The sequence below is a fragment of the Empedobacter sp. UBA7248 genome (assembly GCF_002472945.1).
GTDB classification, from domain to species: Bacteria; Bacteroidota; Bacteroidia; order Flavobacteriales; family Weeksellaceae; genus Empedobacter; species Empedobacter falsenii_C.
Genome location: NZ_DKSU01000007.1, coordinates 180,855 through 201,848, shown reverse-complemented (window position 1 = coordinate 201,848; position 20,994 = coordinate 180,855). Strand labels below are relative to the sequence as shown.

Here is a 20,994-nt window from a genome sequence, read left to right as displayed (position 1 = left end):
TTAGCAAGATGAATCACAAAACAGATTTTTCGAATTTAAGATTTAAACGAAATCTAAATTCTAATCCATCACATATAGAGTCATTTGAATTAGATAGTTTACAAGTCAAAAGTGATTACAATTACGATGATGTAAAAGATCTGAAACAGATTAACTTTCTACCCGGAGTTGCACCATATTTGCGCGGTCCTTATACGACTATGTATGTTCGTCAACCTTGGACAATTCGCCAATATGCAGGTTTTTCTACTGCCGAAGAATCGAATGCTTTTTATAAAAGAAATTTAGCTGCTGGTCAGAAAGGACTTTCAGTTGCTTTTGATTTGGCTACTCACCGCGGTTATGACTCAGATCATGAACGTGTTGTAGGAGATGTAGGTAAAGCTGGCGTTGCGATAGATTCTGTAGAAGATATGAAGATTTTGTTCAATGAAATTCCATTAGATAAAATTTCGGTTTCGATGACAATGAACGGAGCTGTTCTTCCTATTTTAGCGTTCTACATTGTAGCTGCAGAAGAACAAGGTGTTTCACAGGAACAACTTTCTGGTACAATTCAGAATGATATTTTGAAAGAGTTCATGGTACGTAATACATACATTTATCCGCCAACTCCTTCGATGAAAATTATTGCAGACATTTTCGAATATACTTCTCAAAAAATACCTCGTTTCAATTCAATTTCTATTTCAGGTTATCACATGCAAGAAGCTGGAGCTACGCCTGTTTTGGAAATGGCTTATACTCTTGCAGATGGTTACGAATATGTAAAAACTGGTTTGGAAGCGGGATTGAAAGTTGATGACTTCGCTCCTCGTTTATCATTTTTCTGGGCGATTGGAATGAATTTCCCTCAAGAAATTGCAAAAATGAGAGCTGCTCGTATGTTATGGGCAAAATTGATGCAAGAATTTGAGCCTCAAAATAAAAAATCATTAATGTTGAGAACACACTGTCAGACTTCTGGTTGGAGTTTAACAGAGCAAGAACCTTATAACAATATTGGTCGTACAGCAATCGAAGCGTTGGCTGCTGCTTTAGGTGGAACACAATCTTTGCATACCAATGCATTGGACGAAGCGATTGCTTTACCAACAGATTTTTCTGCGCGTATTGCACGTAATACACAAATCATTTTACAAGAAGAAACTCAAATTTGTAGAACAGCTGATCCTTTTGGAGGAAGTTTTATGATTGAATCTTTGACAAATGAAATGGCAAATCAAGCGTGGGAATATATTCAAGAAGTTCGTGAATTAGGTGGAATGACGCAAGCCATAGAAGCTGGAATTCCAAAAATGCGTATTGAAGAAGCTGCTGCAAAAAAACAAGCCAAAATTGATTCTGGTGAAGTTGCAATTGTAGGTGTTAATGCTTATCGCTCGAAATTAGAACAACAAGAGTTCGAAATTTTAGAAGTTGACAACACAGCTGTTCGTCAAAAACAAATTGATCGATTAAATCAAATTAAGGCGGAGCGTAATAGCGAAGCTGTTCAAGATATTTTAGCGCAATTAACAAAAGCTGCTGAAACAGGTGAAGGAAATTTATTAGAATTATCTATCGAAGCAGCTCGTCGTCGTGTTACGTTAGGTGAAATTTCTGATGCATTAGAAGCGATTTTTGGTCGTCATAAAGCGATTACAAGAGGAATTCAAGGAGTTTATGCTATGGAAGCAGGTAAAATGAATAAATTTGAGGAAGCTCGTAATTTAGCTGACGAGTTTGCAGAAGAAGACGGACGCCGCCCTCGTATTATGGTGGCAAAAATGGGACAAGATGGTCACGATCGTGGCGCGAAAGTCGTTGCAACCTCTTTTGCGGATATGGGATTTGATGTGGATATTTCTCCATTGTTCCAAACGCCAGCAGAAGTTGCGAAGCAAGCTGTGGAGAATGATGTTCATATTTTAGGAATTTCTTCTTTGGCTGCTGGTCACAAAACATTGGTTCCGGAAGTTGTAAAACAATTGAAAGAATTAGGTAGAGATGATGTTTATATCGTAGTCGGAGGTGTTATTCCGCGTCAAGATTATGATTATCTTTATCAAAATGGTGCAGATGCAATCTTTGGTCCAGGGACAAACTTGGCTGAATGTGCCTGCGAAATTTTAGAGAATTTATTGAAATCTTATAAATAAATCTATTTTAGTATGAGTATTCCTGTCTATTGACAGGAATATTTTTATATTTATACCACACAAACCTTAAAGCGAAATGAATAAAACTCTTCGAAATATTATCTTAATCATCTGTACAATTTTTATTATATGGTTTATTGGATACTTTCTGATTGGAGATTTTATCAGTTTAGAATTCGCAAATCATGACTTTGCAAAACTATTTCCAAAGCTTTTAACTTTTGCTGCAGCAGTTAGTATTTATGTGCTTTTTCTACTTTCAATCAAAAAGAAAGACGGATGGAGTTTTATGAATGTGATGAAATTTATCTTTGGAATTATCTTTGGATTTCTTCCACTTTTAACCTTCGAATATTACAGTATCGGAAGTTGTACAAATTGGAAAATTGATAAAAAAATTCAAAAAACGCTTTATAAATCTAATTCTTCTGATTCAGAAAAAATTGTTTTAATCGAAACATTTTGTCCAGAATCTAACCTAAAAACAACTCAGGTAAAGCGAATTGTAGAGATTACGCCGCTTTTTATCACCACTTCTGAAATTGATCTAAATAAAATTTCGGATAAAAGTTGGAAAAAACTTTAATCAAAATTAAACTTTGCCCAAAATTTGATGTCTAACAGATGAAGTAACCAATTCATCTCATGACAAAATATATTCTATCATTTCTTTTTAGTTTGATTACGGTTTTTTCTTTTGGACAAGAAAAAGTCACAATTACAGGAAAAGTAACGGATGTACTTAATTTTCCTTTAACTGATTCTGAAGTTATTTTAGGAAATAAAGCCGATTCTACTAAAATTTCTACGACATCTACAAATGATGACGGTACGTTCAAGATTGAAATTAATCTTCAAGATAAACCAGTTTATTTAATCATTGATGATCCTTTAGAGGGTGTTTTCAAACAAAGTTTCGAATCCATCAAAAACAATATTGATCTTGGAACAATTATCATTAATCCGATGATTTATGATTTGGATGAAGTTGTGGTGACAAATGTGGAACCTATGGTTGTAAAACAAGATACAATCGAATATAATGCTGATTCCTACAAAGTAAAACCGAATGCAAATTTGGAAGCTTTGTTGAGAGAATTACCAGGTTTTGAGATGGATGACAGCGGAAATATTACGGTAAATGGAAAAGATGTTAATGAGATTTTAATTGATGGTGAACCATTTTTTGGAACAGATGGAAAAGTTGCGTTAGAAAATTTACCTGCGGATATTATCAAAAAAATTCAGGTTTCGGATTATAAAACAAAGAACGAAAAATTCTCTGGAGAACGTTCTAAATCGGATAAATCTTCTATAAATATTACCTTGAAAGAAGATAAAAAGAAAGGTTATATGCTCAAAGCTACGGCGGGTTACGGAACGGATAATCATTATGAAGGCAATTTGATGGCGAACTATTTTAAAGGCAAAAAGAAAATTAGCTTGATTGGTTCTTCGACGGATATTGCGGCTTCTGGAATGACAAACGGTGAAGGTTCTCGTGGTCGTGGCGGAATGGGGAGAAGAGGTTCTGATGGAGTAACAACAAATACATCGATTGGATTGAATTATAGCGATCAATTAAATGATAATTTGAAAATTGGAGCTGATTACCGTTTAAATCATTCGTTTTCAAAAAATGATCAATACAAACATATCGAAAATTTTGCGCCTAAAAATATTTATACTTCTGATGCGAATTCTAAAACAAAAAACGAATCTTACGGACATAATTTTGGAACAAATTTAGAATGGGCGAAAAACAACACTAAAATTTATTTTTATCCATCATTTAGTAATTCATCATCTACAAATTCATCGATTTCGGATAGTAAAACATATTCAGATTTGGGTGATTTGAGAAATCAAATGAATCAAACATCGAATGGAAAATCAAATTCGAATACATTTAATACATTATTATCACTTAATCAGAAATTCAAAAATAAATCATATTTAGATTTTAATTCAAGTATTTCGATTGGTAAAACAGATCGAAATTCGTTCATCAATTCAACAACTTTATATACGAATGATTCAATTGCAGATATTTATCGAAACATCAATGAGAAAAATATTTCCAAGAATAATCAATACAATTTTGATGTAAAATATACGTATCCAATTACAGATTCTTTGAAAATTGCTGTTGGTTCTGCTTATAATTTAACCGATTCTGAAACCAATAATAGAACATGGAATTATAATAATATAACGGGAGAATATGACAATTTGAACAATGATTTGACGCGTTTTTATTCAACTCAATTGAATGAATTTAATCCATATGCTCAATTATTATTGAACAAAAATAAAATTTCAGCAACTGTACGTTTTGGAGCAAATATCTATAATCAACAAAATTTTGGAACGTTTAAAGCAGATGATTACAGCTCAACTCAAAACAAAACTTTGCCAGATATTTCGGGAAATATTCGTTATCAAAGCGGAAACAACTCGCTTTCTTTAATGTATAATTATCAGACAAGTTTGGCTTCGACATCACAAGTTTTACCGATTTTAGATGAAACTGATCCGTTAGATGTTTTCAAAGGTAACCCAGATCTTGATCCAAATAAAGCGCATCAAATCAATTTGATGTTTAGCAATTTTGATCGTAAAACACGTCAAGGGTTTAACGCTAACTTAGGTTATACGTACAATGAATCGAATATTGTGAATTATACAGAAATGGATTATTCGATTTATAAACGAACTACAACGTATGAAAATGTAAAAGGAAATTATCGTCTGAATGGTAACTTTTCCTTTAATAAACAATATCAAAAAGGGATCAATAAATTTAGAGTAAATGTAGGAATGTCGGCGAGTTATGCTTTAACACAAGGTTTTAGAGATGCGGTGAAATATGAGCAATACAATACAACGTTATCACCTACATTGAGATTAAATTGGGATTATGGTGATTATTTAACGATTTCACCTTCTTATCGTTTGAACTTCACAAATTCTAAATATGTCAATTACTCAATTGATAATCAAAATAATATTACGCACAATTTTGGAATTAAAACGATTTCTACTTTTCCTAAAAATTTGACTTGGACAAATGATTTCAGTTACAATTACAACTCGAGAATGGCAGCAGGTTTCAAGCGTGATTTCTTTTTGTGGAATACAAGTTTGATGTATCGTTTCTTCGATGATAAGTTGGAAGCTGGTGTGAAAGTGTACGATTTATTGAATCAAAATAACAGTTATACGCGTACAATTACAGCAGAATCAACAATCGATCAACGCAATAATATTCTGACTCGTTTTGTAATGTTCTCGTTAACATTCAACTTAAATCAGTTTGGTGGTAAATCGACAAAAGGTGGAGACAGAGACCGACCAAGAGAAGGTGGTGGAATGCGAAGAATGGAAATGCAATAGTAAAATAGTGTAACAAAAAAACGGCTCAAAATTGAGCCGTTTTTTTGTTAATCATCTTTATTAACTCCTGTTTTTTTGTTGATATTTTCTTGTATTTTTTGATAATATTCTTCTTCTATTTTATCAAATTCTGATGTCGAAATTACTTTTCCTTTTGCTGGTTTTTGTAGTTTCAGCTTATCGTCAATCAAAATTGATTCTAACTTATAAGTTGTATATTGATTTTCATCTTTCAAAGAAGTTTTCTTCAATTCTAATAATAATCCTGGCAAACCATTGTATTCATCTGGTCCACATTTCGATTTGATCGAAGGAACATACCACGCTTCTATCCTAAAATTAGCATCAATAGCTACTGCTTTACGCACATCATAGCCTTTTATTTTCTTAGATTCTCGTGTAATACCCCATTTATAAGTTGCAATGGAATCTGAGATATTATACAATTTCGAATCCATTTCTCTCATAATTATTTTTGAATTCGTATCGAAATCATAAAAGCTTTCCAAATCTTTAAAACCACCTACAACTTTCATCGAATATTTTGGTCCCTGCGAATTATCTATTCTTTCTATTTCTTGTGAAAGACATTGATTTGCATCGACAGAAAGTGCAATATACTTTGGTTTAGAAAACATTTCTTCTCTTAATCTTTTCGATTCTGGATTCGAATCATCCAAATTAATAAAATTCCGTCTTTCATATTCTACTTTAAATTTTTCTTGACCAAAAACTGAAATTGAGAATAATATCAAAAATATATACTTCATTTTAATACAATTAGAAATTTAAAGATAACAAAAAAAGCTTCACCATTTCTGATGAAGCTTTTTGATTAAATATCCCTCTTGTTTTAGAAAACTCTTACCAACAATTCTTGTTCTATTTTATCGTGACAATTTTCTAATGCATTTCTCTCTGCTTTTCCAGCTTTCCAATGCGATGTACAATAAAATTCGTCTTTTTTCCATTCTAAATCATCTTTAAAAAATGATTTTATTTCCTTTACAGATTTAGATTCTCCCGCAACATAAGCAAAACGTTTTCCGTCTTTTCGTTTCGGAAATTGCTGATTTTTAGTCAAACTATACAAAGCTGTTCCACTTCCTACATTTTGATTCACAATCCATTTAAATTCTAAATTTGCTTTTGTTTCAATTTGGTGAATATCATCTTCTGTTGGCACTTCCACACAAACAATTCCATTTGTTTTTGCAGGAAGCGACTCTATAATTGCCGAGATTACAGGCAATCCTGTTAAATCTGCAGCCAAGAAAATGAAATCTGTTTTTGGAGCCAAGTCTTTCTTTTTCGACTTCATCGAAACCCCAATCATATCTCCAACTTTCGCCTCATTTGCCCAACGCGATCCTGGACCATTCAATCCATGATTTGCAATATCAATCACAATCACATTGTTTTTTGTATCAATATCGCGCAACGTGTAGGTACGAGAAACTGGTTTAAATTTTTCTGATGGCGAAATCCATTTTTGATTCTCTTCATCATACTCAGCGTAGTGAATATCACGGATACCAAGCGGTGGAAAAAGTAATTTACATGTTCCGCCCAACGTTGTATCCTTAAAAAAAGATACATCATCATTTTCCAAATGAACGCGAATAAGATGTGGTGTCACAAATTCTTTCTTTTTTAAGATGAACTTCTCCTTCGCAATTTTCACTTTATCTCCCATCAGATTATTTAGATTTATTCTAATTCTATGCGAATATAAAGTAAATTTAGATTGAATAAGAATAATAAAATGTTAAAGTAAAAAGTTATACTTTTTTTAATACGATTTTAATATGATAACTAAATAATTAACCTTAACTTTTACATATTAAAAATAACCTAAAAAACGAACAGAAAATGGAAAATACTTTATGCGAAATCTCGCTCAAACAAAGAACTCTTCCACTTGAAGGCGGATTTAATTGCAGAGATTTAGGTGGAATAATTAACACAAAAAATGAAATCATTAGAAAAGGATTGTTAATTCGATCTGATGATTTAGCAAATTTGACAGATGATGATTTGGAAATTTTAAACGATTTTCCAATTCGAACAATTATTGATTTACGCACGACTTACGAGCGTTTAAAAAATCAAGATCACATTCCAAATAGTTGTAATCACGAGGTTCATTTGGATATTTCTTCTGGACATTTCGAAAATTTAGTGAAACAATTTAAAGCTGGAATTCCAAATCCGAAAGGATTTATGTGTAAAATCTACGAGGATTTTGTTTTAGATAAGACGTGTCAAACGCAATACAAAAGCTTTTTTGATATTATTCAACACAAAAATAGAACGCCAATTTTATTTCATTGTACAGCTGGAAAAGATCGAACTGGATTTGCAACAGCAATGATTTTATCTGCTTTGAAAGTCGATTTAGATACAATTATGGATGATTATTTGGCTTCTAATATCTTTTTGGAGCAAAAATATGCACACATCTTAAAAATCGATCCAAATTATAAATATCTAATTGATGTTTTACCTGAATATTTAGAAAGTTCTTATGAAGCGATTAACAAGAATTTTGGTTCAGTCGAAAATTATTTAACTGATATTTTGAAAGTTGATTTAGATTTGATGAAAGATTTATACATAAAAAAATAAGCGATCAATTGATCGCTTTATTTTTTATCTAAAATTTCATTCGTTGAATTCGTACCGCATTCAAAATTGCTAATAAAGCAACCCCAACATCAGCAAAAACAGCTTCCCACATATTGGCGATTCCTTCTGCACCAAGGAAAAGCACGATGATTTTAACGCCCATTGCTAAAATGATATTCTGTATCACAATCTTTTTTGTTTCACGACCAATTTTTATTGCCGTCCCAATTTTAGAAGGTTGATCGGTTTGGATTACAACATCTGCAGTTTCTATCGCAGCATCACTACCTAAACCTCCCATCGCAATTCCGACATCAGAAAGTGCTAAAACAGGTGCATCATTGATTCCATCTCCAACAAAAGCCACCACTTGATTTTGATCTTTTTTCAATGCTTCAACTTTCTCTACTTTTCCTTCTGGTAACAATCCACCAAAAGCTTCATCAACACCAACTTCTTTCGCAACTTTTTGCGTAATGGTATTTTTATCTCCACTCAACATAATCGTTTTCGAAACACCTAAAGACTTCATTTTCTGAATCGCTTGTTGCGCATCTTCCTTGATTTTATCAGCAATCGTAATATATCCAGCATATTTGTCATCAACAGCAACCACCACAATGCTCTCTACAATATCATGAATTTCTTGCGGATATTGAATCGAGAAATGATCTAATAATTTAGTATTTCCAGCTAAAACTGTTTTTCCATCAACTTTTCCTTTCAAACCTTTTCCAGAAATTTCTTCCACCTCTATTGCTTTCAATTCTGATGGATGACTTGCCACAATCGCTTTCGCAATTGGATGTGTAGATTGCTTTTCTAAAGCCGAAACAAGATTTAAAAAATCATTTTCAGGAAGATTAGTTTCAATTTTTTGCACTTCGAAAACACCTTCTGTCATTGTTCCAGTTTTATCCATCACAACTGTGTTTACTTTTGCCATTAAATCTAAAAAGTTAGAACCTTTTACTAAAATTCCGTTACGTGAAGCCGCTCCAATTCCACCAAAATAACCCAACGGAACCGAAATAACCAACGCACAAGGACAAGAAACAACCAAGAAAACTAAACCTCTGTACAACCAATCATGAAAATCATAATTGCCAACAAAAAAGTATGGAATAATCACCAAAGCAGCAGCTAAAAAGAAAACAATTGGTGTATATATTTTTGCAAATTTTCGGATAAATAATTCAGTTGGTGCTTTGCGAGAAGCTGCATCTTGAACCATTTGTAAGATTTTTGCAATCGAACTATCTTCAAATTTTTTAGTCGTTTGAATCTCGATTACATTTTCAAGATTTAACATTCCTGCCAAAACAGTTTCTCCAGTTTTATAAGTTGAAGGCTTACTTTCTCCCGTCAAAGCAGCAGTATTAAAGCTTCCTTTATCTGAAATCATAATTCCATCTAACGGAACTTTTTCCCCAACTTTCACCTGAATTGTTTCTCCAATTACCACATCTTGTGGTTTTATTGTTTCGAAATTACCATTTCGTAAAACATGTGCTGTATCTGGACGAACATCTAACAAGGCTTTGATATTTCCTTTTGCCTTATTAACCGCAGCTTCCTGAAACATTTCGCCAATTGTATAAAACAACATTACCGCTACACCTTCTGGATATTCGCCAATAATGAAAGCACCTAAAGTTGCAATTCCCATCAACGAAAATTCATTGAAAAAATCTAGCTTTTTAGCTAATTTAAAGGCTTCTCCCCAAACAGGAAATGCTACTATAATATAAGAAATACCAAACCATATCAAACGAATAGTCTGATTATCAACAAACCAAGTCGGTTTTAAAACATATTGAACAAAAATCCCTGCAAAGAAAATAGCTAAACTGGCACCTAATAAAATTTTACTATTATTGTGTTCGTGGTCATGACCTTCGTGATTGTGATCATGAGTATCTTTATGTTCGTCATTTGACGTACTACAACAAGCTTTAGACATAATTCAAAAATTTATATTTCAAAATTATAAAGTTCTTGCTGCAATCTGGTTGCAAAGTTTAGGATTTACATTGATCACATATTCCTTTCAGAATAAATGAAGATTGTTCGACTTCGAAATTTTTGGGTAGATTGATTTCTGGCAAATGAATATTTCTCAAACAAAACGTCTGATTACAATTGTTACAATGAAAATGAGCATGCGTAAACTCGGGCGTACATTTGCAACTCGATTCGCAAAGCGCATATTTTAAAGAACCCGTTCCGTCCTCGATTGAATGAATTAATTTATTTTCTTCGAAAGTTTTCAATGTTCTATAAATTGTTACTCGATCTGCTTGATCCATCTCAATTTCTAGATCAGCCAAACTCAACGCAACTTCTGCATTCATCAGTTTATCCAAGACCAACAATCTCATCGCAGTCGGATTGATAGAACGATTTTGTAATGTTTTGTTTAAAATTTCTGTTTGCATTTTCTTCAATTTCGAATATAAAGTTACGAAAAAGCTTCACGAAAATTTATTAAAAAAGGTTTTCCTTTTTTATTTCATCTAATTCTTTTTGCATACGTTTCTCCCAATCTTTACCATTTCGTTTTTCAAGATATGGTTTTACGGTTTCTTTATATTTCAATTCAAGTATGTCATGTTTAAGATCTAAAATACCTATATTTTTATAATCTACTCCATATTTTTGATGAATACTATCAATCCCAGCATAAGTTTTAGGGCTATATTCTGGAATCTCAAATCCTCCTGAATAAAGGAAAACAATTTTATCTTTTTTAATGTCGTCAAGAGCTCGTTCTATGTATTCTTTTTCTTCTTTTTTTAGATCAATTAGTTGATTAATTAATGAGCTAAAAAATAATATTATTAAAAGAAAATTTAGACCAAGATTAAATTTAAGTAATTTGTCTATTCTGAATAAACTTATTAAGCTTGAAAAAATAAAAATACCAACAAGAATAAAAATAGTATTCTTATACTCAATTTGATTGAAAATTTCTGAAAATTTAAATTTCAAAGGATAATAAATACAATAAAATTCTAGTATTGGATAAAATAATATTAATCCAATAGCAATTATATTAAACGCTATTAATTTATTTTTCATTATTTAATCATAATCTCATTAACGAAAATATAGGATTTTCCTTGAAAAGGTTCTGCTAAATGACCTTTTGGAAATGCACCATAATTTGTCGCTTTTACTTTGATATAACGTGCTTTTTCTGCTTTGAACTGAACTTTCCATGAATCAGAAAACACGTTGTTATCAAATGCATCAACTTGTTTTTCTAACATTCCAACCAATTTAAAATTCTGATTATCCTTAGATGTATAGACTTCTAATTTTGTAGGTAAGACAATCCAAGAACGAGAATCTTGCAAGAAATTCATGACAACCGAAGAAACTGATTTCGCTTTTTTCATGTCAACAATTGCTTCAAAATTTTGATCATAATATCCTTGCCAATCCCCTTTTTTCCAATTACTATCACCAACAATTCCGTCCAATAAACCTTGTGGTCCACCTGCATGATATTGTGGTGTGTAAGTAGAATTAAGCTGAATTGTATAATCATTTGGTTTCTTAGTAAACGTTCCAGAAATCGTTTTACTTTTCTTTCCATCCACTTCCACAAAAGAAGAAATTGTAGTTGTTTCTTTGATCGAAATTGGCTTTTTATAGATTTCAGCTTTTTTACCATTCACCGAAACATAAATTTTTGCATTAGGTTCAGAAGATTTTACTTCTACATTCATTTTATTTTGAAATGATCTGTCTTCAGCAACCAGAACTGGAACCGTTATAATTTTTTCACTTTCAGAAATAGGTTTAATCTCTCTATCTTTCAAGAATTCAAATCCTAAAAATTGATTTTCTTTATAATTATTTTTCGTGATTACACGCTTCGTTCCATCTTCTAAATTAATCGTGATTTCATCAAAATACGGCTCAACCGTCGTCCACATTCCAGAACCTGGCGTAACGCTATAAATTCCCATCGAAGCTAAAACATACCACGCACTCATCTGTCCGCAATCTTCATTACCAATTAATCCGTCTGGTGAATTTTTATAATGTTCCTCCAAAATTTTATGAACCAATTCTTTCGTTTTTTCAGGTTTATCAATGTAATTGTACAAAAAAGCTACGTGATGACTCGGCTCATTTCCTTGCGCATATTGCCCAATAAGTCCCGTAACATCCACTTGTTCACGACCTGTAGTTTCTGATGGCGCATTAAATAATTCATCTAATTTTGCCTCAAAACCATCTTTTCCTCCATAAATATCAATCATTCCATTGATATCTTGCGGAGCGAAAAATGTGTATTGCCAACCATTTGCTTCTGTGTAATTGTTATTAACTTCACGCGGATCAAAAGGCTTTAGCCAACCTCCATTTTTCTTTGGCTGAATAAATTTTGTCTCATGATTGAATAAATTTTTCCAATATTGAGAACGCTCAATGAAGTAATTATAATCGTCTTGTTTATTTAAAATCAATGCCATTTGTGCAATACACCAATCATCGTACGCATATTCTAAAGTTTTTGAAACTGATTCGTGTTCATCATCAATCGAAATAAATCCATTTTGTTTATAAGCTTTCAATCCCAAATGATCTAACATTGCCGAATGTTTTGCAGCTTCATAAGCTTTCTCATAATCAAAGCCTTTGAAACCTTTGACCATCGCATCTGCAATCACAGACACCGAGTGATAACCAATCATACAATCGGTTTCATTGCTCGCTAATTCCCAAACTGGCAAACGTCCGCCTTGTTCGTAATGCTTGATAAATGTGTTAATAAAATCGATCGTTCTTCTATTCTCAATCAACGTATACAAAGGATGCGCAGCACGAAAAGTATCCCAAAGTGAAAAAACCGAATAATAATCGAAATTATTTGCCAGATGAATTTGATCGTCCATTCCACGATAATTTCCATTCAGATCTTGCGAAATATTTGGTTGCATCATCGTGTGATACATCGCGGTATAAAAAATTGTTAGCTTATTTTTGTCTGAAGATTTTACTTCAATCTTAGATAATTCTTTGTTCCAAGCTTTTTCAGCAGCAGCTTTCGTTTTTGTAAAATCAAATGTTGTTAACTCTTTACTATTAACATCCGTTCCATTATATCCAGTTGTAGACAAGGTAACTTTTACCAAAATCTTCTCACCTTTCTTTACTTTTTTCCCAAAAGCCAAGGCAATTTCATTTCCTTTGAATGTTTTAGATGTAATATTTCCGTCTTTTGAAGAAGTTAATTTCAACGGAACATTAAATTCTATTTTCGCAAAAATCTTTTGATTTTTCGCCCATTCTTCCGAATTTCTGTAGACATAAAGCGTTTTAGCGTCTACAATTTTCACTTCTCCGTCTACTAATTTATCACGATGATTAAGATCTAAAATGATATTTGCATCACCAGCTTTATTAAAAGTATATTCATGCAAACCAACGCGAGTTGTCGTAGTTAATCGAACATTGATATTGTATTTATCTAATAAAACTTGATAATATCCGGCTGTTGCTTTTTCATTTTTATGCGAAAATTTTGAGCCATAATCCGTTTGATTAAATCCTTTTTGATTAAGCGTTGGCATCAACATAATATCGCCATAATCAGAAACTCCTGTCCCGTTAAGATGCGTATGCGAAAAACCATAAATAAAATCATCTGAATAATGATATCCACTACAACCGTCCCAACTTCCATCAACACGCGTATCTGGCGAAAGCTGAACCATTCCATAAGGCAAAGTCGCGCCAGGAAAAGTATGCCCGTGACCGCCGGTTCCAATAAAAGGATTTACATATTGTGTATAATCATTTTTTTGAGCAAATGAAATACTTGAAATCATTATCCAAAAAACAGATAGTAAAATTGTTCTCATAAGTTTTTAGTGTTTTGAGTATCAGATAAACTGTTATACAATTATATGAATTATATTTGTTAGATTCATAATTTGAAATCGATTAACACATGAATAATAGAAGAAATTTTATAAAAAATTTAGGTGCACTAGGCTTGCTTTTAGGTACAACTAAACTTAATCTTAGTGCACAAACTAAATCTACAAAATCAACTACTTCAACAAAAATCAATAAGCCAATTGTTCTTTCTACATGGCGTTTTGGACTTGAAGCTAATGCTGAAGCTTGGAAGGTTTTAGGTAAAAATGGAACTGCTTTAAACGCAGTAGAACAAGGTGTAAAATTAGTAGAAGCAGATCCAAATGAACGAAGTGTTGGTTACGGTGGACGTCCTGATCGTGATGGAAAAGTAACGTTGGATGCCTGTATTATGGACGATCAAGCAAATATCGGTTCTGTTGCAGCTTTAGAATATATCAAACATCCGATTTCTGTTGCGCGAAAAGTGATGGAAGATACACCACATGTCATGTTGGTTGGAGATGGAGCGCTACAATTTGCTCTGGAAAAAGGTTTCAAAAAGGAGAATTTATTGACTGATGTTTCCGAACAAGAATGGAAAGAATGGTTGAAAGACACCAATTATCAAATGCCAATCAATATCGAAAATCATGATACAATTGGAATGATTGCCTTAGATGCGCATGGAAATCTTTCTGGAGCTTGTACGACAAGCGGAATGGCGTACAAAATGCACGGACGTGTTGGCGATTCGCCAATTATCGGCGCAGGTTTGTATGTTGACAACGAAATTGGTGCGGCGACAGCGACTGGACACGGCGAAGAAGTAATTCGTATTGCGGGAAGTCATTTGGTTGTAGAGTTGATGCGTCAAGGTTATTCGCCAGAAAATGCGTGTAAAGAGGCTGTTCATCGAATTATTAAGTTAACAGAATCACGCAAAAAAGATTTATCGGCGATTCAAGTTGGTTTTATTGCAATTAATAAACAAGGTGAATATGGTTCGTATTGTATTCATCCAGGCTTTAACTTTGCGGTTTATGATAAAACTGGAAATCGTTTGATTGACGGAAAATCTATTACAAAATGAAAAAATTAGAAATCGCTTGCTTTAATTTAGAATCAGCTTTGGTTGCAGCAAAATCAAATGCAGATCGAATTGAGTTATGCGCCGATGCTTCAACAGGTGGAATTACACCAGATTTTGAAGATATCAAAACATTGCGAAAAGAAACAGACAAAGATATTATGGTGATGATTCGCCCTCGTGGTGGAGATTTTTATTATTCTGATGAAGAATTTGAACAAATGAAATCTGAAATCATCATGATTAAAAATTTTAGAATTGATGGTTTTGTTTTTGGAATTTTGAATGAAGACAACGAAATTGATTTTGAACGAAATCAAGAATTAGTTGAACTTTCAAAACCTTTTCCATGTACGTTTCATCGTGCTTTTGACAGAACTTCTGATGCCGAAGATTCACTTCAAACAGTGATTGATTTAGGATTCAAAACTATTTTAACTTCTGGCTTAGATAGTAATGTAGATTATGGAAAACGTGAATTAAAAAATCTAGTTAAAAAAGCAGAAAATAAAATCACAATTATGCCTGGAGGTGGTTTGCGCTCAACAAATATTGAAGAAATTGATTCATATACAAATGCAACTTATTTTCATTCTTCTGCTATGATTGACGATTCTGGAATTGCTAATTTAGAAGAAATCAATCGATTAAAAAGTTTGATAAATTCTGAAAAATAAAAATAGTAACTTTGGACTATGCTTTGGGAAAATGTAATTGGACAACAGGAGATTAAAAACAAACTTCAACAATCTATAAAAGATGGTCGTATAAGTCATGCGCAGCTATTTTCTGGTCCAGAAGGTTCGGGAACTTTGGCTTTGGCTATTGCTTATGCACGTGAGGTTTTGTGTGGTTTGAATAACGAACAATGCAATCTAAAAGTTGATAAATTACAACATCCAGATTTACATTTTTCTTTTCCTTATTCAGCAACAGAAAGTGTAAAAAAGCCACTTGCTAAGTATTTATTAAACGATTGGAGATCTTTTGTAGACGAAAATGTCTATGGAAATCTAACTGATTGGATGTCTCATCTCGGAATTGAAAAAAAACAAGGCGTTATCCCTGTTGATGAAGCAGATGAAATTGTTAAAACACTGGCTTTAAACAGTTACGAAGGCGGTTATAAAATCATGATTATTTGGCAAGCAGAGGAAATGACAACTGCTGCAGCCAATAAATTATTGAAAATAATTGAAGAACCACCTCAAAAAACACTTTTTTTATTGGTAACAGAGCGCGAGGATTTAATTTTACAAACCATTACTTCTCGTTGTCAATTAGTCAAAATCCCACGTTTATCGCAATCGGATGTAAAGAACTATTTGGTTGAGAAGAAAAATATTAATCCAAAAAAAGCGCAACATATTGCTTTTCTATCGCAAGGAAATGTACGAGAAGCGCTGCATCAATTGAATGATGACGAGCATTTATTCGATAAATATTTTGTGACTTGGGTTCGAAAAGCATTTATGGCAGCCAAAACTCCAACCGTTTTAAAGGATTTGATTGATTGGTCTAATCAAATTGCAAGTTGGTCGAGAAGTGAACAAAAAGATTTTTTAAATTATTGTTCAGAGATTTTTCGTCAAGCTTTGTTAAAAACGTATCAATCTGATGATTTAGTTTTCTTGCAAATCAATGCAGAAGGCTTTAAATGGCAAGGTTTTGCGCCTTTTATACATGGAGCAAATATCGAGGATATTTTAAATGAAATTAATGAAGCGTCGTATCATATTGAGCGAAATGGTAATTCTAAAATTATACTTTTAGATTTATCAATCAAGTTAACGCGCTATTTACATCGCAAAACAGCATAAAAAAAACCACTTATCTGATAAGTGGTTTCTTTATATGATCTGAATGTTATTTCAAATTATTTTGCTGGAGCTTCAGTAGCTGGAGCTACTTCTTTAGCTGCACCTTCAACTTTAGTTGCTGCTGAATCAACTTTAGCTGCTGCTGAGTCAACTACTGCTGCTGCTGAATCAACTACTGCTGCTGCTGAATCAACTGTTACTGCTGCTGAATCAACGTTAGCTGGTGCTTCTTCTGCTTTTTTCTCACCACAAGATACTGCTCCTAAAGATAAAGCTGCTACTGCAACTACTGCGAAAAATTTTTTCATTGTTTTATTGTTTTAATTATTAATAATTTTCGATTAATTTTCTTTGACAAATGTATTTCGAAATGCAAACAACAGCATGTAAAATCAATGTAATATAGTTGTATTAATAAATTCTTAATAAACAAATCTTAATGCGCTGATTATTAATTAATTATAAAATATTTTACAATTTTTGAATATTATTTGTAAAAAACATTATATCAATTATTTATCTAATAAAGACAGTAAAATCTAAAAATAAGTAGATTTTGATTAATTTTTGATACTAAATCATTTAATCTTTATTCTAAAAAATTAATTATTTATACATTTGTATAAATTTAATAAAAGTATGCTAGTAGTTTCTTACATTCAAGAAAACAAAGATCGTGTAATTGAAGGACTTAAAAAACGTAACTTCAAACAATTAGATCTTGTTGATGAAGTTTTAAATGTGGATGAACTTCGTCGTAAAACACAATTTGAATTAGATAATGTATTAGCTGAATCCAACAAATTAGCAAAAGAAATTGGTAATTTGTTTAAAGATGGAAGATCGGAAGAGGCTAATGAATTAAAAAACAAAACGGTTGATTTAAAAACTCAATCAAAAGAGTTACAAGATTTATTATCGTCTTACGAAACATCCGTTAAAGATATTTTGTATCAAATCCCTAATATTCCGAACGAAATCGTAAAAGCAGGAAAAGATGCTGATGATAACGAAATCGTTTTTGAACACGGTGATGCAACTGCAAAACCAAACAATTTGCCACACTGGGAAGTTGCTAAGAAATTTGATATCATTGATTTCGAATTAGGTGTTAAAATTACTGGTGCTGGTTTCCCTATTTACAAAGGAAAAGGTGCTCGTTTGCAACGTGCTTTAACGCAATTTTTCTTAGATAAAAATTCTGATGCTGGTTATACAGAAATTGTTCCTCCTTTTGTTGTAAATGAGGCTTCTGGTTATGGAACTGGACAGTTACCAGACAAAGAAGGGCAAATGTATTATATTGGAGAAGATGATTTGTACTTGATCCCTACTGCGGAAGTTCCTGTAACAAATATTTACCGTGATACGATTGTAAAAGCAGAAGATTTACCAATTACGCTGACTGCATATTCGCCTTGTTTCCGTCGTGAAGCGGGTTCTTATGGAAAAGATGTAAGAGGTTTGAATCGTTTGCACCAATTTGAGAAAGTTGAGATTGTGCGTATTGAAAAACCAGAAAATTCTTATGCTGCTTTAGACGGAATGATTGAACACGTAAAAGGTATTTTAGAAGATTTAGAATTACCATATCGTATTTTGAGACTTTGTGGTGGTGATACAGGTTTTACATCTGCAATTACTTATGATTTCGAAGTTTTCTCTGAGGCGCAAGAAAAATGGTTAGAAGTTTCTTCTGTTTCTAATTTTGAAACTTTCCAAGCGAATCGTTTGAAATTACGTTACAAAGATGAAAACGGAACGCAATTAGCGCATAGTTTAAATGGTTCTGCTTTGGCTTTACCACGTATTTTAGCGTCAATTCTAGAGAATCACCAACAAGCTGATGGAACAGTAAAAATTCCGAAAGCATTACAACCTTATACTCGTTTTGAGATTTTAGATTAATTAATAATCTTTCAGATAAAAGAAAAGCTCGAGAAATTCTCGAGCTTTTTTATATTATTAAAATTGAAACTAAATCAGATGTTTCAATTCTTCTTTCAAACTATCTTCCCAAGTCGGAATATCAAGTTGATACACTTCGTTTATTTTTGATTTATCCAATAAACTATACGCAGGACGTTTCGCTTTTGTTGGATACGCAGAAGTAGGAACAGGATTAATTTCGATTGTCGAATTAGAAAATTCTTTAATCTTTTGTGCAAATTCAAACCAAGAACATTCTCCTTCATTCGAATAATTAAAAATTCCATACGTTAAATCATCTTTCGAAATAATCGTTAAGATTGCATCAGCTAAATCTATTGCATTTGTTGGTGAACCAATTTGATCTGCTACAACAGAGATAGAATCTTTATCATTAAACAATCTAAGCATCGTTTTAACGAAGTTATTTCCAAATCGAGAATAAACCCAAGCTGTGCGTAAAATAATCGTTTTAGGATTGTTTTCTAATGCTAAATTTTCACCATCTAATTTTGTTTGACCATAGATACCAATCGGATTTGTTTGATCTGTTTCTAAACGAGGAATAGCTTCAGTTCCATCAAACACATAATCGGTCGAAACGTGAATAAAAGGAATTCCTTTTTGATGAGTGATTTTTGCTAAAAATTCTGTAGCTTTTGCGTTCACTAAATAAGCATTCTCTTGATCATCTTCTGCATTATCAACTGCTGTATAAGCTGCACAATTAACAACAAAATCAAATGATTTATCTTCGAAATAATGATTTATTAATTCCTCATTGGTAATGTCTAATTCATTTCGAGTAACAAAAAAACATTCAATTTCCTTATAATTTTTTGATTGCTCTAAAATCGATTGACCTAACTGACCATTCGCTCCGGTAACTAAAATTCTTTTCATATATAAAAAAAGCCACTAAAATAGTGGCTTGAAGATATTAATAATTCTTAAAATTATAATCCTAATTCTTTTTTAACATCGTTTAATAAGTCGTATCCTCCAGCTTTGTAAACTAAAACACCAGCAGGTAAAACATATTTAACTCCTTTTTTTGCAGCAGCAGCATTAATTGCATCCATTACTCTTTTCTCGATTGGATCCATTAAAGCTTTCTCTTTTGCTTGCATTTCATCTTGAGCAGCTTTTGCATAAGTTTCGTATTTCTTTTGCATTTCTTGCTCTTTCTCTTGGTATTTGTTAGCTGCAATTAATTTTTGAGCTTCTTCTTGAGATTTACCAGCTAAATCTTTTTGAGCAGTTTCCATAAAAGTTTTATAGTCTGCTTGTAATTTTGCGATAGCATCTTCGTGTTTTTTACCTAATGCTTGTAAATCAGCCTCTGCTTTTTTGTAAGCTGGCATTGATTCAATTACTGCTTGCGTATCAATATGTGCAATTTCTTGAGCGAAAGATAAAACGCTTCCGAAAACCATCATTGTAAATACTGCTATCAATCTAATTTGTTTCATTTTTAGTCTAATTTGTTTTTTAAAATTTATTTTCTTGTTTTATTGCTATTATTACTTGTTTTATTATTTCCAGAAGTTGATGTTTTTGAATTATTTGTTTTCAACTCTGGTCTTAATGTCTGTAAAACCTCTCTACTTATATCAAATTTTGGATCTGTGTAAATCATGATTAAATCACTTCCTTTATCAAATACGAAACCATAACCTCTTTTATCTGCAACTTCTTTTGTCGCATTATAGATTTGATCTTGCAAAGGCTTTACCATTGATCTTCTCAGATTAACTAAATCACCATTTGGTCCATAACGTTTATCCTGCAAAATTCTTACAGCCGCTACTTCATCAGCTAGTTTTTTCTCTTGTTCTTTCACCTGTTCTGCCGTTAATAAAATCTTTTCGGCTTCGAATTCGGCTTGTAATTTAGCTAAATTTTCTTGTTTTTGCTCAATTTCTTTTTGCCAAGATTCTGTTTGAGATTTTAATTTGCTTTGAGACGATGTATATTCTGGTAAATTTTCTAAAATATACTGACTGTCTACGTAACAAAATCTTTGCGCGAAAGAGAAACTTGCTAATCCAAAAAACAACGCTATAAAGCTAATCCATTTTTTCATATTTGTGATGTGTTAATTCTAAAATTA

18 protein-coding genes are annotated in these 20,994 nt (G+C 32.4%); 9 read left to right on the top strand and 9 right to left on the bottom strand.

The features are described 5' to 3' along the window. Nucleotides 1–8 precede the first annotated feature (8 nt). The 3 genes from scpA to B4A23_RS06575 all read left to right on the top strand — a co-directional run bounded on the left by scpA (nucleotide 9) and on the right by B4A23_RS06575 (nucleotide 5,537). On the top strand, nucleotides 9–2,141 hold the full coding sequence (gene scpA / locus B4A23_RS06585) for a methylmalonyl-CoA mutase (RefSeq protein WP_291118291.1): 2,133 nt from the start codon (nucleotides 9–11) through the stop codon (nucleotides 2,139–2,141). Nucleotides 2,142–2,217: 76 nt separating this feature from the next. After that, complete coding sequence (locus B4A23_RS06580; RefSeq protein ID WP_038334805.1) at nucleotides 2,218–2,727, top strand: hypothetical protein; 510 nt, start codon at nucleotides 2,218–2,220, stop codon at nucleotides 2,725–2,727. 59 nt (nucleotides 2,728–2,786) lie between these two features. Then, nucleotides 2,787–5,537: an outer membrane beta-barrel protein gene (locus B4A23_RS06575; protein ID WP_291118288.1), complete on the top strand. Its 2,751-nt coding sequence runs from the start codon at nucleotides 2,787–2,789 to the stop codon at nucleotides 5,535–5,537. Between the two features lie 47 nt (nucleotides 5,538–5,584). On the opposite strand, the gene B4A23_RS06570 is transcribed toward B4A23_RS06575, so the two are convergent. Both B4A23_RS06570 and B4A23_RS06565 read right to left on the bottom strand, forming a co-directional pair. Continuing rightward, nucleotides 5,585–6,307: a GLPGLI family protein gene (locus B4A23_RS06570; RefSeq protein WP_291118285.1), complete on the bottom strand. Its 723-nt coding sequence runs from the start codon at nucleotides 6,305–6,307 to the stop codon at nucleotides 5,585–5,587. A gap of 83 nt (nucleotides 6,308–6,390) precedes the next feature. Continuing rightward, on the bottom strand, nucleotides 6,391–7,233 hold the full coding sequence (locus B4A23_RS06565; RefSeq protein ID WP_291118282.1) for a siderophore-interacting protein: 843 nt from the start codon (nucleotides 7,231–7,233) through the stop codon (nucleotides 6,391–6,393). Between the two features lie 176 nt (nucleotides 7,234–7,409). Between B4A23_RS06565 and B4A23_RS06560 the strand changes: the two genes are divergently transcribed. Further along, nucleotides 7,410–8,165, top strand: a complete 756-nt coding sequence (locus B4A23_RS06560) for a tyrosine-protein phosphatase (protein ID WP_291118278.1) — start codon at nucleotides 7,410–7,412, stop codon at nucleotides 8,163–8,165. Between the two features lie 28 nt (nucleotides 8,166–8,193). Here the strand turns inward: B4A23_RS06560 and B4A23_RS06555 are convergent, their stop codons facing one another. Genes B4A23_RS06555 through B4A23_RS06540 form a run of 4 tightly spaced genes read right to left on the bottom strand, consistent with a single transcriptional unit; the run spans nucleotide 8,194 to nucleotide 14,044 of the window. Further along, nucleotides 8,194–10,128 (bottom strand): heavy metal translocating P-type ATPase, encoded by a 1,935-nt coding sequence (locus tag B4A23_RS06555; protein ID WP_291118275.1) that lies wholly within the window; start codon nucleotides 10,126–10,128, stop codon nucleotides 8,194–8,196. A 58-nt stretch (nucleotides 10,129–10,186) separates the two neighbouring features. Continuing rightward, complete coding sequence (locus B4A23_RS06550) at nucleotides 10,187–10,603, bottom strand: Fur family transcriptional regulator (RefSeq protein WP_291118272.1); 417 nt, start codon at nucleotides 10,601–10,603, stop codon at nucleotides 10,187–10,189. A gap of 49 nt (nucleotides 10,604–10,652) precedes the next feature. Further along, nucleotides 10,653–11,246, bottom strand: a complete 594-nt coding sequence (locus B4A23_RS06545; RefSeq protein ID WP_291118269.1) for a hypothetical protein — start codon at nucleotides 11,244–11,246, stop codon at nucleotides 10,653–10,655. Next, nucleotides 11,246–14,044 carry a GH92 family glycosyl hydrolase gene (locus B4A23_RS06540; protein WP_291118266.1) on the bottom strand — a complete coding sequence of 933 codons (2,799 nt, stop codon included), beginning with the start codon at nucleotides 14,042–14,044 and terminating at the stop codon, nucleotides 11,246–11,248. The genes B4A23_RS06545 and B4A23_RS06540 overlap by 1 nt, the downstream gene beginning before the upstream one ends. Before the next feature lie 89 nt (nucleotides 14,045–14,133). Between B4A23_RS06540 and B4A23_RS06535 the strand changes: the two genes are divergently transcribed. The 5 genes from B4A23_RS06535 to serS all read left to right on the top strand — a co-directional run bounded on the left by B4A23_RS06535 (nucleotide 14,134) and on the right by serS (nucleotide 18,860). Beyond that, nucleotides 14,134–15,135 (top strand): isoaspartyl peptidase/L-asparaginase family protein, encoded by a 1,002-nt coding sequence (locus tag B4A23_RS06535; RefSeq protein WP_291118263.1) that lies wholly within the window; start codon nucleotides 14,134–14,136, stop codon nucleotides 15,133–15,135. Next, nucleotides 15,132–15,809, top strand: a complete 678-nt coding sequence (locus tag B4A23_RS06530; protein WP_291118259.1) for a copper homeostasis protein CutC — start codon at nucleotides 15,132–15,134, stop codon at nucleotides 15,807–15,809. Before B4A23_RS06535 ends, B4A23_RS06530 begins: the two co-directional genes overlap by 4 nt. A gap of 18 nt (nucleotides 15,810–15,827) precedes the next feature. Continuing rightward, nucleotides 15,828–16,952 carry an ATP-binding protein gene (locus tag B4A23_RS06525; RefSeq protein WP_286486728.1) on the top strand — a complete coding sequence of 375 codons (1,125 nt, stop codon included), beginning with the start codon at nucleotides 15,828–15,830 and terminating at the stop codon, nucleotides 16,950–16,952. Between the two features lie 21 nt (nucleotides 16,953–16,973). Further along, nucleotides 16,974–17,276: a hypothetical protein gene (locus tag B4A23_RS06520; protein WP_180905654.1), complete on the top strand. Its 303-nt coding sequence runs from the start codon at nucleotides 16,974–16,976 to the stop codon at nucleotides 17,274–17,276. A gap of 315 nt (nucleotides 17,277–17,591) precedes the next feature. After that, a complete protein-coding gene (gene serS / locus B4A23_RS06515; RefSeq protein WP_291118255.1) occupies nucleotides 17,592–18,860 on the top strand; it encodes a serine--tRNA ligase in 1,269 nt (422 codons plus the stop codon). Nucleotides 18,861–18,929: 69 nt separating this feature from the next. Here the strand turns inward: serS and rfbD are convergent, their stop codons facing one another. Genes rfbD through B4A23_RS06500 form a run of 3 tightly spaced genes read right to left on the bottom strand, consistent with a single transcriptional unit; the run spans nucleotide 18,930 to nucleotide 20,967 of the window. After that, nucleotides 18,930–19,784 carry a dTDP-4-dehydrorhamnose reductase gene (gene rfbD / locus B4A23_RS06510; RefSeq protein WP_291118252.1) on the bottom strand — a complete coding sequence of 285 codons (855 nt, stop codon included), beginning with the start codon at nucleotides 19,782–19,784 and terminating at the stop codon, nucleotides 18,930–18,932. 53 nt (nucleotides 19,785–19,837) lie between these two features. Further along, complete coding sequence (locus B4A23_RS06505) at nucleotides 19,838–20,353, bottom strand: OmpH family outer membrane protein (protein ID WP_114998374.1); 516 nt, start codon at nucleotides 20,351–20,353, stop codon at nucleotides 19,838–19,840. A gap of 26 nt (nucleotides 20,354–20,379) precedes the next feature. Continuing rightward, the gene (locus B4A23_RS06500) at nucleotides 20,380–20,967 is read right to left on the bottom strand and encodes an OmpH family outer membrane protein (protein ID WP_286486724.1); all 588 of its coding nucleotides are present in this window, start codon (nucleotides 20,965–20,967) and stop codon (nucleotides 20,380–20,382) included. Nucleotides 20,968–20,994: the final 27 nt, after the last annotated feature.

What these genes read in the sequence shown, in the direction of transcription:
- B4A23_RS06535 (WP_291118263.1), top strand. Translation starts at nt 14,134, where the DNA reads ATGAATAATAGAAGAAATTTTATAAAAAATTTAGGTGCACTAGGCTTG.
- B4A23_RS06570 (WP_291118285.1), bottom strand. Translation starts at nt 6,307, where the DNA reads ATGAAGTATATATTTTTGATATTATTCTCAATTTCAGTTTTTGGTCAA.
- B4A23_RS06530 (WP_291118259.1), top strand. Translation starts at nt 15,132, where the DNA reads ATGAAAAAATTAGAAATCGCTTGCTTTAATTTAGAATCAGCTTTGGTT.
- B4A23_RS06545 (WP_291118269.1), bottom strand. Translation starts at nt 11,246, where the DNA reads ATGAAAAATAAATTAATAGCGTTTAATATAATTGCTATTGGATTAATA.
- B4A23_RS06505 (WP_114998374.1), bottom strand. Translation starts at nt 20,353, where the DNA reads ATGAAACAAATTAGATTGATAGCAGTATTTACAATGATGGTTTTCGGA.
- B4A23_RS06560 (WP_291118278.1), top strand. Translation starts at nt 7,410, where the DNA reads ATGGAAAATACTTTATGCGAAATCTCGCTCAAACAAAGAACTCTTCCA.
- serS (WP_291118255.1), top strand. Translation starts at nt 17,592, where the DNA reads ATGCTAGTAGTTTCTTACATTCAAGAAAACAAAGATCGTGTAATTGAA.
- B4A23_RS06540 (WP_291118266.1), bottom strand. Translation starts at nt 14,044, where the DNA reads ATGAGAACAATTTTACTATCTGTTTTTTGGATAATGATTTCAAGTATT.
- scpA (WP_291118291.1), top strand. Translation starts at nt 9, where the DNA reads ATGAATCACAAAACAGATTTTTCGAATTTAAGATTTAAACGAAATCTA.
- rfbD (WP_291118252.1), bottom strand. Translation starts at nt 19,784, where the DNA reads ATGAAAAGAATTTTAGTTACCGGAGCGAATGGTCAGTTAGGTCAATCG.
- B4A23_RS06500 (WP_286486724.1), bottom strand. Translation starts at nt 20,967, where the DNA reads ATGAAAAAATGGATTAGCTTTATAGCGTTGTTTTTTGGATTAGCAAGT.
- B4A23_RS06555 (WP_291118275.1), bottom strand. Translation starts at nt 10,128, where the DNA reads ATGTCTAAAGCTTGTTGTAGTACGTCAAATGACGAACATAAAGATACT.
- B4A23_RS06525 (WP_286486728.1), top strand. Translation starts at nt 15,828, where the DNA reads ATGCTTTGGGAAAATGTAATTGGACAACAGGAGATTAAAAACAAACTT.
- B4A23_RS06580 (WP_038334805.1), top strand. Translation starts at nt 2,218, where the DNA reads ATGAATAAAACTCTTCGAAATATTATCTTAATCATCTGTACAATTTTT.
- B4A23_RS06550 (WP_291118272.1), bottom strand. Translation starts at nt 10,603, where the DNA reads ATGCAAACAGAAATTTTAAACAAAACATTACAAAATCGTTCTATCAAT.
- B4A23_RS06565 (WP_291118282.1), bottom strand. Translation starts at nt 7,233, where the DNA reads ATGGGAGATAAAGTGAAAATTGCGAAGGAGAAGTTCATCTTAAAAAAG.
- B4A23_RS06575 (WP_291118288.1), top strand. Translation starts at nt 2,787, where the DNA reads ATGACAAAATATATTCTATCATTTCTTTTTAGTTTGATTACGGTTTTT.